Below are 15,165 nucleotides of genomic sequence, written 5' to 3'. Positions count from 1 at the left end.
GCATCGGCAAAATAGTAACTTTCATTATAAATTAATTCCCAATCACCATTTTTTCGATCAGAAGCATAAAAATATGTATCACCTTGATATGTATTTCCTGAATTCTGTCGGCATATCCGAAATGCGGAACCCGGATTTCCACGTCAGCCTGACCAGCGAGTTTTCCTCCGTCCTTTCCCGACAGAATTACAACTTTCATCCCTTTTGCCTTTGCGGCTTCAACGGCACGGATAATATTTGCAGAATTTCCACTGGTACTAAGTCCTAAAAGAACATCTCCTGATTGTCCCAATCCCTCGACAAATCTTGAAAATACAAATTCAAATCCGAAGTCGTTACTGACGCAGCTTAAATGACTTACATCAGAGATAGCAATCGCGGGAAGTGAACGGCGATCATCACGGTATCTTCCTGTTAATTCTTCGGCAAAGTGCATCGCATCGCAGTGTGAACCGCCATTACCGCAAGAGATAATTTTATGATTATTTGAAATTGCTTCCGCCATCAGAGACGCTGCCTTTTCTATTTTTTCTATCTGAACCGGATCACCTAAAAAAGTTTCGAGAACAATTTGTGCTTCACGAAGTTCCTGGCTAATAATATTCTGAAATTCCATAATAATGATTTACAAAGATCGTAACGATTGACAAAAGTATTTAATAACCGAACCCTCACAAACTAAATACCGAACCGAATAGTTTTTGTCAGATTTTGGTAGCTTTCAAAACATGCCATTTTTTCCCTGGCCCTTTATGTTTTTCGACAGAAAACCCTGCCGCAGCTAAGGCTCGTTTTACAATTCCTTTTGAAGAATATGTTACCAAAACGCCTCCCGGGCAGGTTTGAGACGCAATTTTTCCGAGTATTTCTTCGGTCCATAGTTCGGGCTGAGCTTTGGGATCGAAAGCGTCGTAAAAAATGACATCAAAAAGTTCTTCGCTGGAAAATTCCTGTAAAGTCAGCTGCTCTTTTCTAAAAGTAAAATATTCTGAAAGCTGATGATTTTCAAACCAGGAAGATTTATGCAGTTTTAAAAACCCATTAAACGAAGTTACATCTTCATAATTTAACTGCGAGGCTTCTTCCATTGAAACTGGAAACGCTTCAACGCCTGTATATAAAATTGATTTTTGATACTGATCGGCGGCCTGCCAGGTAAGGAATGCGTTGAGACCTGTTCCAAAACCCATTTCAAATACCCGGACAGGTTTTTCCGCGGCTTCAAGAACAGGAATTAGTCCTAGGTTCATATAAATGTGTCTGGACTCTTTGAGAGCTCCAGACACAGAGTGATAATGCTGATTGTATTGCGAATTGAGTAAGGAGTGCGACCCGTCCTCTGTCAATTTAAGGCGTTCCAAAATAAAGCAAATAGTTAGTTGCGGCCTTAAAAATACTCAAATCATTCTTCGCAGTGTAAGCTTGGTAAAGAAAATATTTCCATTCCGTTTAACCAGCAAATCGATTTTCCTTCCGTCGCCACGCTGCATCAATTTATAAATTTCGCTGACATTTAATTCCGTTGCCGCATGATCGTCTATGAAAAGCAACTGATCTCCTTCGATAAGGCCTGCACCGGCAGCTGGTGATTTTTCCTGAACGTGATTAACAAAATACGAACGCAGGTCACTTCCTTCCGCCCGAATTTCCATACCACTCATATCATGTTCGAATTTTTCACGCAACCGACTTTTGTTAGGTTTCAAAACCATATAACCTTCTTGGTAATTCATTGTAACTTTGAACCTGCGAAGCAATTCGCAGCCAATATTTCCCTGGCGTTCTACGTTAGTTCCTATTTTGGCACTGAACCCTGCACTGTCGGGAAAAGAAGCCACGATGTTATCCAGTTCAAAACGACCCAGTTTCATTCGGTCAACACGGCCCAGATTTCCATTGATCACGCCATTTAACCCCCTGCCTAATTGCGCACGAATGACTTTTTCAGGAAGACGGTAGGTTTCCTTAGGAGAATTATTCAGTAAAAGAGCGTGTCCAGCACCTGTATCGATTAAAACACGGATTGGTTTTTCTCTTCCGTCAGCAAATAAAGTTACTGCATCCGTAAATGGTTTGGTATCTTCGATTACAATCGGATGTTTATCGCCCTTGCTGGGTTTGTATTTATAATTTCCATTTTGCGTAAGTAAAAGTTCTCTCTTTGAAAAATCGATGGTTACTACAAAATTGTTAAAAATGTCGTAGCCAAAAATTCCGTGAACCGGCACTCCGACATACTCAGAAAGTCGTAAGAAGTCTTTTTCGATAACAACAATATTTTGATGATTTGCCCGAAGCCGTCCCATTGCAAAACGGTTATCAATAGCAACATGTGCTGCTACTGACTTCCCTTCACCCGCTCCTGACAGGTTTACTTTTCTGGTCAGCCGCAATTTATCCGGTTTCAGAACAGACGGGTCCGTGATAATGATTGAACTTACTCCGGTGTCGAGAATAAACCGCAGCGAGTCGACATCGTTAATGCGCGCATAAACCAGGATAAGATTTGAATGCAGTTCAAAAGGTATCCGGGCCGTTTTATGATTTCTATCTAAAAAGTATCCATATTTTTCTTCGGCGTTCTCAGTGCCATCCGGTGATGCAGCCATTGCAGCATCAGAAATAAAGAGCGAGCTGATTACCAATAACCAGATAAAAGTTTTCATCGTGGCCTCCTTTCTTTTTAACCTTGGTTTCTATTTTATTTTCATGAATTAACTGGTCTCATTACGAATGATTTATATCCTGTCCGGGACGATAAGTAGTCATTTGATCGAAATCGGTTTCTTATGTAAAAATAATGTTTTATTCTATAATAAACACAAAAAAATCTTGCAATTACCTTATTATTCTGAAGATATTTTTAAGGAAGAATAGAATACCGGAAATGAGGAAATAATGGTAAGTTTGTAGCGCAAAACGAGGATTTAACACAATAAAATTAATTATGCGAAAAAAAATAGTTGCCGGGAATTGGAAGATGAACAAGCTTGCAGATGAAGCTGTTGCTTTAGCATCTGAGCTTGTAAACATTGCGAACGACGAAGTTAAAGGAGACGTTAAAGTGATCCTTTGCCCTCCTGCAATCTATCTGACTACCCTTAAAAAATATATTGAGACATCTCCGAATTTTGCATTAGCTGCGCAAAACTGCTCAGATAAAGCCTCAGGAGCTTTCACAGGCGAGATTTCTGCTGCTATGCTTCAGTCGATCGGTATCGAATACGTTTTGATCGGTCACAGCGAACGTCGTCAGTATTTTGCTGAGTCAAATGAATTGCTTGCTGCGAAAGTAAACATTGCGCTTGAAAACGGTATCTCTCCAATTTTCTGCTGCGGCGAATCTTTGGATCAAAGACAAAATGAGGATTATATCGGATTTGTCAAAAATCAGATTTCTGAAAGTCTTTTCCACCTTTCTGCTGAGCAATTGCAGAAAGTAGTTATTGCTTACGAACCAATCTGGGCAATCGGAACAGGTTTGACGGCAAGCGCTGAACAAGCTCAGGAAATGCATGCCGCCTTACGTGCGCATTTGGCTGGAAAATATGGAAGCGAAGTTGCTGAGGAAATTTCTATCCTTTACGGTGGAAGCGTAACAGCTGCGAGCGCAGACGAACTTTTCGCTTCACCTGATATCGACGGAGGTTTAGTTGGAGGTGCTTCTTTGAAATCCCGCGAGTTTATCAATATCATCAAAGCGAGATAATTCAGATATAAAAAAGGTCATTCAGCGAATGCTGAATGACCTTTTCCTTTCCTATTCTGCGGATTTTATTTGTGTTATGACAAATTCAACCCGTCTGTTTTTCTTCCGCTCTTCCTCTGAACCATTTTTTGCCAGAGGCTTTGTGGCCCCGAAACCTTTTGCTTCAATCCGGTCTTCGCTTATTCCTTTTCCAGTTAAATATTTTTTCACTGATGCGGCTCTGTTCGCCGATAATTCGAGATTTTTATCAAAGTCACCCACATTATCGGTATGACCTTCCACTCGGATTTTGATACCCGGATTTTCCTTCATCATTTCCGATAGCCGATTTAACTCGTCGTATGATTCCGTGAGTAAAGTAAACTTTGAGGTTTCAAAATAGATATTAGGAAGTGCAATGGTTTCACCAACTGCAAGCGGAATCAGGTAAATATCCCTTGAAAACGAGCCTCTTGCAGAAGAATCAGCTGGTGATAAACTGAAATTTGCTCCATAATAACCATTTGCCAAAACACTAAAATCATAACTGGATTTAGGATCGATACCAATCCGGTAATTCCCTGATGAAGATTTGAACTGCAACGAATCCCCTTTTTCAAAATAAGTTATCTGGGCAGGAATCGGATTTTTAGTTTTTGAATCGTAAACTGTCCCTTTGATCATGACAAATTCCTCTTCGACCGGGGTCGGTTTTTCTTCAATTTTCTCCGCGGGTTTGTTTGCTAATGGCGGTTTAGGAGCTGGTTTAACAGCCTTAGGCGCAACTTTCGATGTTGTTTTTGAATTTTTCTTTAAAGGGTTTTTGATATGCACACCATAGAAATTCCAGGTTTGACCACCTTCTCCCGCCCTACCTTCATAAAAATCAAAAATCTCGATCCCGGGAGAAAGCTTTTCAAAATATGCGACAAAATCTACTACCTCTCCAGGTGTAACTTCACGTCTTGATTGCGTTGGGATATCCTTTGCTTTGATCAGCTTGAATTTCATATTAATTTCTCCCGGCTTGTAGAGCCTGGTTTCCGGATCTAGCCATATTCTTGGCGTTTCCGGAACTTGTTGCCTTCTAGGTGATGGTATTTGTCGAAAATCCGGTAGAGGAACAGGAGATCTTTCCGGAATTGTTAGCGAGCCTTTTTCAGTGAATTGTAAATAAATTATGGTGAATTCATCCGTCAGTTCAACCCGTTTAATTTTCACATAAGGCGCAGATTGTTCCTCTACTCTTGGGTTTTCAGTTATTTGCCCAAAAGCAGCAGTAAGTGAAAGCGCAACAGCACAAGTAAAGGCAAAAAGCGATTTATAGGTCATGGTTATTCTTTGTTAATTTTTTACGAATTAACTTCAAAAACGCAGCAGCGCGGGGGATAGTTTGTTAAAAATTGTTAAACTGACTTAACAATTATTTCTGAGGAATAAATGCCGACCAGAATTCGGGGTCGTAGCGCTCCCAGGCGTGGCAGGCAAAGGGAAGTTCATGATTAGTTATTTCATAAGTCGCCGCCGGACTTTTCTCAAAAGAGAAACGCAATGCCTCCTTCCACGGCGGAAGTTTAAGAAATAATTTCATGGGGATCAATCTGGTGGCCTCCTGTGAAAACAGCATATCTTCATTACCAAGCCAGGCCGGATAAAAAGTATTGTAAATTTTCAGATAACGCAAAAAAGCAGAAACTTTCCGAAGCGACAAACCTCCGTTCAAAACAATGCGGTTACCTGAAAGCGCCTTAGCAAAGATATCCTGCTGATCAGAAGATAACGTGTCAAATTCTTCCTGATGTAACGAAGGAGCGCCGACATAGTCATAATCTTTCCGGCACCACTCTGTTAATTCATCCCTGAAGACGTAAGCATCCAATTGATAAATCAATATATACTCAAAGTCCGAGAAAGCTTTATAAAAATCCGTGGAAATCATTAACCGGTTGTAAGAATCAATACCCTTGAAGTAATGATCCTCGAATGACTTAAAACTGATCGACGGATATTCTTGTTTTATTTCAGCAAAATCAAGACCATCAGGTTTAACAAAAATGACAGGATATCTTGACAAAACCTTCAAACATTGCCGCAGCGACAACTTTTCCGATTCCGTCAATTCCAATTTATAAACTGGAATAACAATCGCTACACCCGGTTCCTGTTTCTGTATCTTCACTTATAAATAAATTATTACTCAAATAAATCGCCGAAAACCGGAAGCCACCAATGTTTGCTGCTAAACAGATATCTTCCTTTTACGATATCTGTTACCACCGGAACTACGCGCACAAGGCGATTTTTGGGCAATTTTGCTCTTTTTTTATAATGCTCCTTCGCAAGCAGCAAATTCTTTAATTTATCTTTTGGAAAAAGAGGAATCCCCATTAACAACTGATAAATCTGTTCGAGTTTATCGGCCCGTTCCTGCAAGGGAAGAAGTTTTTCATTTCTGTCGCGAAAAAAGCGGTCCCTGAATCTGACATGCTCAACTTTTGCGCCGAAGCCAACCTGTTGACGTGCATGAATTCGATAAGAAACCAGAGGTTCACTGATAAACTCAATTTTTTCCTGAAGGCTTAAAATCATCGCGATGTATGCGTCATGAATCAGGTCAGGTATATGCGTCGGAAATGGCATTAACCTTGGTAACGCAGATTTACGGATTGCAAGCGTTGCGCCCGTTACTACAAATCCTTTAAAAAGAATTTCATGCGCTTCTCCACTCACCCATTTATTTTGCGCAATATCATCAAATTCAATTTCCTGCCAGATTGTTCGGCCGGTTGGATTTGAATCATCGTCAATCATCATCGCGTCGGAAAAGACAGCGTCAATATTTGGGTGAGTATCAAAATATTCTATCTGCTTTTGAACTTTATCAGTCCGCCAGGCATCGTCCTGATCTGAAAAGAAAATAATATCGCCCTTACATAGGGAAAGGCATTTCTCGAAATTTTTTGTAGACCCAAGATTTTTTTCATTCTGATGAATGAAAACGGGAAAAGGTAACTTTTCCGAAAAAGATCTTAAAACCTGAATGGTATCGTCATTCGAACCGTCATCACACACAACCAGTTCATCAACAGGGACTATCTGATTGGCTATGCTCTCCAACTGCTCAGGCAGATATTTTGCCCCGTTGTAAGTGCACATGGCCACTGAAATCATATTGTGTATCGGAATTTTAAATACATAAAGAGTGCAAGTTACGAGGCTAATATATTTTTTCAATTAATAAGAGCCTTACTTAATAAACTATTCTTCGCTTTTTAAAATTTTAACGCCGTTTTCTCCAATTGCATAAAAAGTTTCGAAGAAAAATGCAATATCTATAACCGGCAAATTCGTGTTATTGAATATCGAACCGCAACTTTTCACCATTGCTTAGAGAGATTTACGATAAAATATATAAGCATACGATAGAAACCCTTTTCCGGATTAATATTTTATTTTTTTATCTAAATAAAGGATTGAAAATCATTGACTACCACGAAAATGAGTCGCATAGCATACCTGTTGTATGGCTAGACATTTCGGAAATTTTTGAAGTGTGCATATTCAAACGGAAGAATTATGAATACACTTGTCGCCGGGCATAGATGTTACATCATATGCTGACGTTTGATAAAAGGATAGAATTACGTTCATTTGATATAGTGTGTTATGAAATCAAAGGTATCCTAGTTTTGTCGTATACCAAAATTTAACTTATTAACGGGAAACCGATATGCCGATAGAAGACCAACTGAAGAAGGCTATTATTCAAATGCCGCCAAAGGAAAAAGATAAGCTGCTTATCAGACTGATCACGAAGGACAAAGCACTGACTGATAAATTATATTTTGAACTGATCGAAGAATCGTCAACAATTCAGGAGCGGCGCGAGTCGATTATGGCACGAATTACACGATTGACAAAAAATGTGCAGGATTCGCCGGGATGGATTCTGATGGATATGCGAAATCTGAGCGGCGATATTACCTATCATGTGAAAGTGACAAAAGATAAAATCGGCGCTTTGGAATTGAATATTTTTTTGTTGAATACTTTCCTGAGCAGTTATTCCGACAAGCTGAAAGTGTATACTTCCAGAACCGACAAATGTGCTTTATACATTGCCAAGAAAGCGCTGACAATTCTGAATGGTTTAAATAAACTGGAAGAAGATTACCGTGTCGATTATAAAAAAGACACAAATAAAATGCTCAAACTCGTGCATCAGTTATGCTCCAAAATGTATGCACGACAATTAAATGTGCCAGAGGAATGGGAATAAGAATGACTTAAACTTAATCCTGACGTAACAGAGTAATCCTGAATTTTATATTTCTTGTCAACCGAAAAGCAATTTCTTATATGACCAACAAAACAACAGCATTATTGATCATCGATGCTCAGTTTGATTTCTGCAACCCAAAAGGCACTTTGTTTGTGCCCGGCGCAGAAAATGATGTCGAAAGAATAGCACAGCTTATCGCCTCCTATGGTGAGCGCATCACTCAGATTTTTGTGACACTCGACACACACAAAGTTCTTGATATTGCGCATCCTTTATTTTGGGAAGATCCAAATGGGAATACGGTTGCGCCTTTTACTTTAATTACGGCAAACGCTGTAAAATCCGGAAAATGGACACCTCGCTATAAAAAGGAGTATGTTTTAAATTATCTTGAAACGCTGGAAAGTGAAGGCGAATTTAAACATTTTATCTGGCCGGAACATTGCCTGATCGGATCCCGCGGCGCTTCACTGGATGATACCATTTTACACGCGCTTCTCTCGTGGACGCACCGCACAGGTACGGACTACAAAGCTGTCATCAAAGGAACAAATCCATTGACCGAACACTTTGGTGTTTTTCGTGCGCAGGTACCTATCGAAGGCGAAAAAGAGACAGAACTGGATCAGAAATTTATTGATGAATTAAGCTCTTTCGATCAGATTCTCATTGTTGGCGAAGCGCGTTCACACTGTGTGGCTACCAGTATTAAACAGATATTAATTTATGCTCCTCAGCTTTCACCGAAAGTTAAAGTCCTTGCAGACTGCATGTCGGACGTAACAGGCTGGGGACATCTGGCTGACCCGATCTTCGAAGAAGCCAAAGAAAAAGGTATTGAATTCAAAACTTCCAGGGACATATTTACCAGCTCATGAGATTATTTTGTTTGCGACACAGATCATTCTTTCTACCTTTTTTTCTTATCTGGATCGTCCTCAGTATCATCCAGTTATTGTTTACTCAGAACTTTATTTTTCTCTTTGTCAACAAACACTGGACACCGTTCGCAGACATTTTTTTTAAGACTTGCACGCACATCGGAGACGGCGTTTTTATATTAGTTTCAGGACTTGTCGCCGCGCTCTTTTCCTATCGGCTTGCAGTAAAAATTTTTCTTAGTTATGCCATTTCAGGAATTGTTGTGCAATTCCTGAAGCAAATGGTCTTCGCTGAAATTTATCGTCCTCCTAAAATCCTCGCTTCTTTACTTCCTGTGCTGCATAAAGTTGAAGGTGTTCAGCTTTATCATTTCAACAGTTTTCCTTCCGGACATACAACTTCTGCATTTGCCCTTTTTACAGTCCTTGCTCTTGAATGCAAATCATCGCTTATTAAACCTTTCCTGCTAATTCCTCCGCTACTGGTCGCTTATTCGAGGATTTATTTATTAGCCCATTTTCTTGGTGATGTTTACGTTGCCGCTTTTGTCGCAATTCCGGTTTCGGTCCTGGTTTATTTTTACATGAACCAATACTGGGCAGCACAAACCGATCCAAGACTTGACGGCGGCTTGACGAAATTATTTTAGAAAATCATTCTAAAAACAATTCCTAACACACACTGGCCATGCTTTCAACAGAAATAAGCCGAAAAATTTTTCTTGTGCTGTTCGTACTCTTCGGCTTCCTGTGGGGTATCGGCAATGCACCATTGTTCGATGAAGACGAAGGTTTTTTCGCAGAAGGAACAAGAGAAATGGCAGTTCGCGGAGATTTTATATCCACTTTTATTAATCAGGAACAGCGTTTCGACAAGCCTCCGTTAACTAACTGGCTTCAATACGGAACGACAAAAATTTTCGGCTGGAACGAGTTTTCGATGCGTCTTCCATCCTGCCTCGCCTCGGTTTTCTGGATGTTCCTGATCTATTTTTTCACCAAGAAAAGACTGGATGAAAGATCCGCCTTTTTTGCGACACTTATCTCTGCCTCGTCTCTTCAAATAACAATTGTTGGAAAAGCAGCACTTGCAGATGGTATTTTAAACATGGCACTGACAGGTGCCATGTTTTGTCTTTTTGATTTTATTCAACAGAAAAACAGAAAATTCATCTGGGCTTTTTACGTTTTTACCGGTATCGGGTTTCTTGCCAAAGGCCCTATCGCAGTATTAATCCCCGGAGTTGTGTTTATTTTTTACCTCATCAGATGGAAAACCTGGAATTCGATTTTACGTCTTTTGGATCCGATCGGGATATTGGTTTTTCTGGCCATTTCTGCTCCCTGGTATATTTTGGAATATCAATACAGCGGCGATGCTTTTATTAATGGATTTTTCCTGAACCATAACGTAAACCGTTTTCAGACGGCATTCGAAGGACACTACGGTGGAATATTTTATTTCATCCCGGTATTGCTGCTTGGCTTGCTGCCTTTCACCGCTATTATTTTAAAATCCTTTACAAAAATAAATTATATCTGGTCAAAAAAATGGCTGTCTTATCTGATGATCTGGTTTTGTTTTGTGTTCGTTCTTTTTTCCTTTTCCGGTACGAAATTACATCATTATATTATCTACGGATATTCCCCACTGTGCGTTTTGGGAGGATGGTATGCGGCAAATAATGACCGGCTCCCGATTATCTGGCCAGCATCCGTGTTATTGATTTTACTTACCGCAATTCCATTTCTACTTCCTTTTGTCGTTCCAAAAATTAGCGACGCCTATGCTCTGGAAGTATTAAAAGGAGTACCATTTGAATTTGATCATTTCTATTTGATTGCCATGCTGGTGTTGTTAGCAACATTACTACTGGTTTGGTTGAACAAGAATTGGTCAGCCGAAATCAGGATGGGCATTGCTGGTCTCACTATGTTGATAACGATCAACATTTTATGGATGCCCCGACTTGGCGCTTTATTGCAAAAACCAGTAAAAGAAGCCGCACTTTTTGCAAAAAAAAATGATTTTCGAACCATTGTCGTACTGGATCATTATAGTCCAAGTTTTCATTTTTATTCAGGATTATATGCAGAGGAACGGGAGCCGACCGCAGGTGAAATTGTATTCACAAAAATAGATCATCTTAAAAATATTCCTTTACAGCAAGTTTTTTATAACAAACATGGATATATACTGGCAAAAGTAGCTTCAAAGTAAATTGATATTTTGAGTATCAATTTCTTAATTTTTATTCCGTTATTTTTCTACTTTTAGTATCGAAGTCGACAATTCGTGTTAGGAAACACAAACTAATTGCACGATTTTTGGGTTAATATTTAGATCGGGAAAGCAAAAAACCCGAGCTAATCGACCTGATTTTCTATATATGACGCAATTACCTGTGACCCGGATTGAAGCTGCTCAGTTTGACGAATTAGATCCGAGGAAATTTATTCTGATTAAGGGCGCGCGCGTTAATAACCTGAAAAGTGTTGACGTCGCTATTCCAAGAAATAAACTGGTTGTAATAACCGGACTTTCGGGTTCGGGAAAATCTTCTTTGGCCTTTGATACGTTATTCGCAGAAGGCCAGCGTATGTATGTAGAAAGTTTGAGTAGCTATGCCCGGCAATTTTTGGGTCGTATGGAAAAACCGGAGGTGGAATACATCAAAGGAATTTCACCGGCAATCGCTATTGAGCAGAAAGTAAATACGCGAAACCCACGCTCGACAGTCGGAACTTCAACAGAAATTTACGATTATTTAAAACTTCTTTTTGCCCGGATCGGTCATACTTATTCACCCATTTCAGGGGAACTGGTTCGGAAAGATTCAGTGACAGATGTAGTAAACTATATTCTTGGACAAGAAGAAGGAGCCCGTGTGTTAATTTTAACACCACTTTTAGTCCGCGACGGCCGGTCTGTTAAAGAGGAATTGACGATACTTTTATCGAAAGGATATAACCGGATCATGATCGGTTCAGATACTGCCTACATTGAGGAAGTGCTGGAAAAACCAGAAGATTATCAATTTGAAGGAAAAGAAATTTTTATTCTGATTGACAGGGCTTCCGTTCAAAAAGATGATGAGGATACACAGTATCGCCTTTCCGATTCAGTCCAGACTGCATTTTTTGAAGGGGAAGGCGCTTGTTTCGTTCAGGTGGTCGGCGGAGAACAACGAGTTTTCTCTGATAAATTTGAGCTTGACGGGATGGTTTTCGAAGAACCAACAGTTAATCTTTTCAGTTTTAACAACCCATTTGGAGCTTGCAAACGCTGTGAAGGTTTTGGTAAAATTTTAGGGATAGATCCGGAACTGGTCATTCCTGACAAAAATCTTTCCGTTTATGACGGTGCGATTGCACCATGGCGCTCTGAAAAAATGAGCGAATGGCTGCAACCGCTGATACGTCATGGCGTCAAATTTGATTTCCCGATTCACCGTCCGTATAAAGATTTAACTGCCGAGCAAAAAGAATTGCTTTGGACGGGCAATCAATATTTCTCTGGTATTAACGCCTTTGTTGCTGAGCTCGAATCTCAGACCTATAAAATTCAGTATCGCGTCATGTTATCGCGTTTTCGAGGCCGGACAACCTGCCCGGAATGTCGCGGCTCCCGTCTTAGAAAAGATGCTTCTTATGTGAAAGTAGGTGGCGTTTCAATTACGGATTTAGTTTTAATGCCGATCAAGGATGTTATTACTTTTTTTGATAACGTTGAAATCAACGACCATGACCGGAGCATTGCGAGAAGAATTTTGACGGAAATTGAAACCCGCTTAGATTATATGAACCGGGTGGGACTTGGTTATCTGACTTTAAATCGTCTGACGAATTCACTTTCTGGCGGAGAGTTTCAACGAATAAAACTTGCCACTTCACTTGGAAGCGCGCTTGTGGGTTCTATGTATATACTCGATGAACCGAGTATTGGACTTCATCCGAGAGATACACAACGGCTCGTAGGTGTTCTGGAATCTCTTCGTGATTTGGGCAACACCGTGATTGTCGTAGAGCACGAAGAAGAAGTTATGCACGCCGCAGATCAGATTATTGATATCGGACCGGAAGCAGGAACTGGTGGAGGAAATCTGGTATTCCAGGGAAACTGGGATGAGATTCGAGAATTGAAGGAGAGTGGTGAAGAAAACAGTTTGAATTCTCATACGCTAGATTTTTTATTAGGGCATGATTCAATTCCTGTTCCGTCTGTCAGAAGAAAAACATTGCATTTTCTGGAAATAAAAGGTGCTCGGGAAAACAATCTTAAAGACCTGGATGTAAAAATCCCTTTGAATAACCTGACTGTCGTAACCGGTGTCAGCGGTTCAGGAAAATCAACTTTGATACGCAAGATTCTGTATCCTGCACTGATGCGATTGAAAGGTGAGTTTAGTGAAGATGTCGGAAAATTCAATGAGCTAAGCGGAAGTGTAGATCGTGTTGAGTCAATCGAAATGATTGACCAGAATCCGATTGGAAAGTCTTCACGTTCAAATCCGGTAACTTACATCAAGGCATATGATCACATCCGCCAGATGATGTCTGATCTGCCTTTATCGAAAGCGCGTGGGTATAAACCTTCCCATTTTTCTTTCAACGTCGATGGCGGACGCTGTGAAATTTGTCAGGGAGAAGGTCAGGTAAAAGTGGAAATGCAGTTTATGGCTGACATTTATCTGACTTGTGAGGGTTGTAATGGAAAACGATTCAAACAGGAAATTCAGGAAGTACAGTATGAAGGGAAGAATGTTTCCGATATTCTGGACCTGACGGTTGATGAAGCCATTGAGTTTTTCAGAAAATCGGAACCGAAACTGGCGGATAAATTGATGCCTTTGCAGGAAGTTGGGTTAGGATATGTTGGTCTTGGGCAATCGTCAAATACCCTTTCCGGTGGGGAAGCTCAACGTGTGAAACTTGCTTCTTTCCTTGGAAAAGGTTCTTCGCATAAAGGCAAAACGTTATTCATTTTTGACGAGCCGACGACGGGCCTTCACTTTCATGATATCAAAAAATTATTAAAAGCAATCAATGCACTGGTCGATCAGGGAGACAGCGTGATTATCATTGAACATAATATGGAAGTGATCAAATGCGCTGATTGGATTCTAGACCTTGGGCCAGAAGGCGGTGACGGCGGCGGCTATCTTACTTTTGCCGGAACTCCTGAGGAAATGGCAAAACTTGAAGGAAACTTTACGGCTGATTTTTTGAAAGAAAAGATATAAAAAGCTGGCTTTTAGTTTTTTAGTTGAAATTGGAATAAGAATTGGAATTGCGACATAAGTCACTTAGATTTATGACACAATTCCATTTTTTACACGACTATGGCTAAATACAACATGTTTGAAGAGCGGGCAGCTTCTTACAGCGCAATACCAATTTCTGAATTTTCAGTTATCAGGGCTTCCCGTGAAGGCGTTGATCGTTCTTTGGTAGACACTGTTTCTAACCTGGTAAAACTTACCGATAATGAAATGGCATATTTATTGGGAATGACGCCTCGCAATCTTCACCGCATTCCTTTGAATAAACGATTGGGAACAGATGCTTCTGAAAGGTTGCTCCTGTTAAAAAATATTCTGATTCATGCTTTGGATACTTTTGAAGGTAAAGAAACCATCGTGCGAAATTGGTTGAGGACACCACTATCAGAATTAAATGATCAGAGCCCACTTCAATTGATGGATACTGTTACAGGTTTCTCACTTGTAGATGACGTGCTTGGCCGACTAGACTTTGGCTTACCTGCCTGATATGCAGATAGTTTACAGAATTATCCGGGAAAAATTTCGGGACCAGGCTTTATCGGCGGAAGGAAGTCGCCTGTATGGAGCGCGGTGGAACCCAAAGGGAACTGGTATTCTTTACACAACGTCTACACCGGAATTAGGGCTGGTTGAAGCACTTGCCCATGCTCCTGGCGTCCGGTATGAAGATCTTCCCACATACTGGCTCTCTTCAATCAATATCCCTGAAAATATACGATTCTACTCTCGTGAAGAAATACCTGCTTTTTGGCAGGATAAAAATTACGAAAGAACACAGAATTGGCTTGATAGCTGGTTAAAAAATCCTGATGTTCTTGCGATTGGCCTACCTTCCGTCCTTGTTCCTTTCTCTTATAATATCCTGCTTCACCCTAACCATGACTTATTTGTTCAGGTAAAATTAATTTCCCAGGAAAAAATCCCGATTGACAGACGGTTATGGCGTTTAAAAGAGTAAAAAATATTTTTCTATTCTTTAAAAAATTTCGTGTCCAGATAGCCCAATGCTTCTAAAATTCGTACTTATCT

Annotated in this window: 14 protein-coding genes; 8 read left to right on the top strand and 6 right to left on the bottom strand. The window is 40.2% G+C overall.

What is annotated here, in order from left to right:
• Positions 1–31: 31 nt before the first annotated feature.
• From lpcA to BMY70_RS15950, 3 genes are all read right to left on the bottom strand, one after another.
• Positions 32–616 carry a D-sedoheptulose 7-phosphate isomerase gene (gene lpcA / locus BMY70_RS15960; protein WP_090336793.1) on the bottom strand — a complete coding sequence of 195 codons (585 nt, stop codon included), beginning with the start codon at positions 614–616 and terminating at the stop codon, positions 32–34.
• A gap of 88 nt (positions 617–704) precedes the next feature.
• Positions 705–1,346, bottom strand: a complete 642-nt coding sequence (gene mnmC2 / locus BMY70_RS15955) for a tRNA (5-methylaminomethyl-2-thiouridine)(34)-methyltransferase MnmC2 (RefSeq protein WP_229209676.1) — start codon at positions 1,344–1,346, stop codon at positions 705–707.
• 51 nt (positions 1,347–1,397) lie between these two features.
• Positions 1,398–2,666 carry an aspartyl protease family protein gene (locus BMY70_RS15950; protein ID WP_090336789.1) on the bottom strand — a complete coding sequence of 423 codons (1,269 nt, stop codon included), beginning with the start codon at positions 2,664–2,666 and terminating at the stop codon, positions 1,398–1,400.
• Between the two features lie 281 nt (positions 2,667–2,947).
• Between BMY70_RS15950 and tpiA the strand changes: the two genes are divergently transcribed.
• Positions 2,948–3,709: a triose-phosphate isomerase gene (gene tpiA, locus BMY70_RS15945; RefSeq protein WP_090336787.1), complete on the top strand. Its 762-nt coding sequence runs from the start codon at positions 2,948–2,950 to the stop codon at positions 3,707–3,709.
• A 51-nt stretch (positions 3,710–3,760) separates the two neighbouring features.
• Here tpiA and BMY70_RS15940 read toward each other — a convergent pair whose 3' ends face one another.
• The 3 genes from BMY70_RS15940 to BMY70_RS15930 form a co-directional block, all read right to left on the bottom strand.
• Positions 3,761–5,020 carry an OmpA family protein gene (locus BMY70_RS15940; RefSeq protein ID WP_090336785.1) on the bottom strand — a complete coding sequence of 420 codons (1,260 nt, stop codon included), beginning with the start codon at positions 5,018–5,020 and terminating at the stop codon, positions 3,761–3,763.
• A 91-nt stretch (positions 5,021–5,111) separates the two neighbouring features.
• On the bottom strand, positions 5,112–5,867 hold the full coding sequence (locus BMY70_RS15935; protein ID WP_229209642.1) for a DUF5672 family protein: 756 nt from the start codon (positions 5,865–5,867) through the stop codon (positions 5,112–5,114).
• A 14-nt stretch (positions 5,868–5,881) separates the two neighbouring features.
• A complete protein-coding gene (locus tag BMY70_RS15930; protein WP_090336782.1) occupies positions 5,882–6,859 on the bottom strand; it encodes a glycosyltransferase family 2 protein in 978 nt (325 codons plus the stop codon).
• A gap of 559 nt (positions 6,860–7,418) precedes the next feature.
• Between BMY70_RS15930 and BMY70_RS15925 the strand changes: the two genes are divergently transcribed.
• The 7 genes from BMY70_RS15925 (at position 7,419) to BMY70_RS15895 (ending at position 15,094) form a co-directional block, all read left to right on the top strand.
• Positions 7,419–7,967, top strand: a complete 549-nt coding sequence (locus tag BMY70_RS15925; RefSeq protein ID WP_090336780.1) for a hypothetical protein — start codon at positions 7,419–7,421, stop codon at positions 7,965–7,967.
• Positions 7,968–8,047: 80 nt separating this feature from the next.
• On the top strand, positions 8,048–8,848 hold the full coding sequence (locus BMY70_RS15920; protein WP_090336779.1) for a cysteine hydrolase family protein: 801 nt from the start codon (positions 8,048–8,050) through the stop codon (positions 8,846–8,848).
• Positions 8,845–9,501 (top strand): phosphatase PAP2 family protein, encoded by a 657-nt coding sequence (locus BMY70_RS15915; protein ID WP_090336777.1) that lies wholly within the window; start codon positions 8,845–8,847, stop codon positions 9,499–9,501. Before BMY70_RS15920 ends, BMY70_RS15915 begins: the two co-directional genes overlap by 4 nt.
• 38 nt (positions 9,502–9,539) lie before the next feature.
• On the top strand, positions 9,540–11,072 hold the full coding sequence (locus tag BMY70_RS15910) for an ArnT family glycosyltransferase (protein WP_090336776.1): 1,533 nt from the start codon (positions 9,540–9,542) through the stop codon (positions 11,070–11,072).
• Between the two features lie 169 nt (positions 11,073–11,241).
• Complete coding sequence (uvrA, locus tag BMY70_RS15905; RefSeq protein ID WP_090336774.1) at positions 11,242–14,094, top strand: excinuclease ABC subunit UvrA; 2,853 nt, start codon at positions 11,242–11,244, stop codon at positions 14,092–14,094.
• Between the two features lie 99 nt (positions 14,095–14,193).
• Positions 14,194–14,622: an Xre family toxin-antitoxin system antitoxin gene (locus tag BMY70_RS15900; RefSeq protein WP_229209640.1), complete on the top strand. Its 429-nt coding sequence runs from the start codon at positions 14,194–14,196 to the stop codon at positions 14,620–14,622.
• 1 nt (position 14,623) lies between these two features.
• Positions 14,624–15,094, top strand: a complete 471-nt coding sequence (locus BMY70_RS15895; protein WP_090336770.1) for an RES family NAD+ phosphorylase — start codon at positions 14,624–14,626, stop codon at positions 15,092–15,094.
• Positions 15,095–15,165: the final 71 nt, after the last annotated feature.

It is taken from the genome of Dyadobacter koreensis (assembly GCF_900108855.1).
Classification (GTDB): domain Bacteria; phylum Bacteroidota; class Bacteroidia; order Cytophagales; family Spirosomataceae; genus Dyadobacter; species Dyadobacter koreensis.
This window is presented reverse-complemented; position numbering and strand designations above follow the sequence as displayed.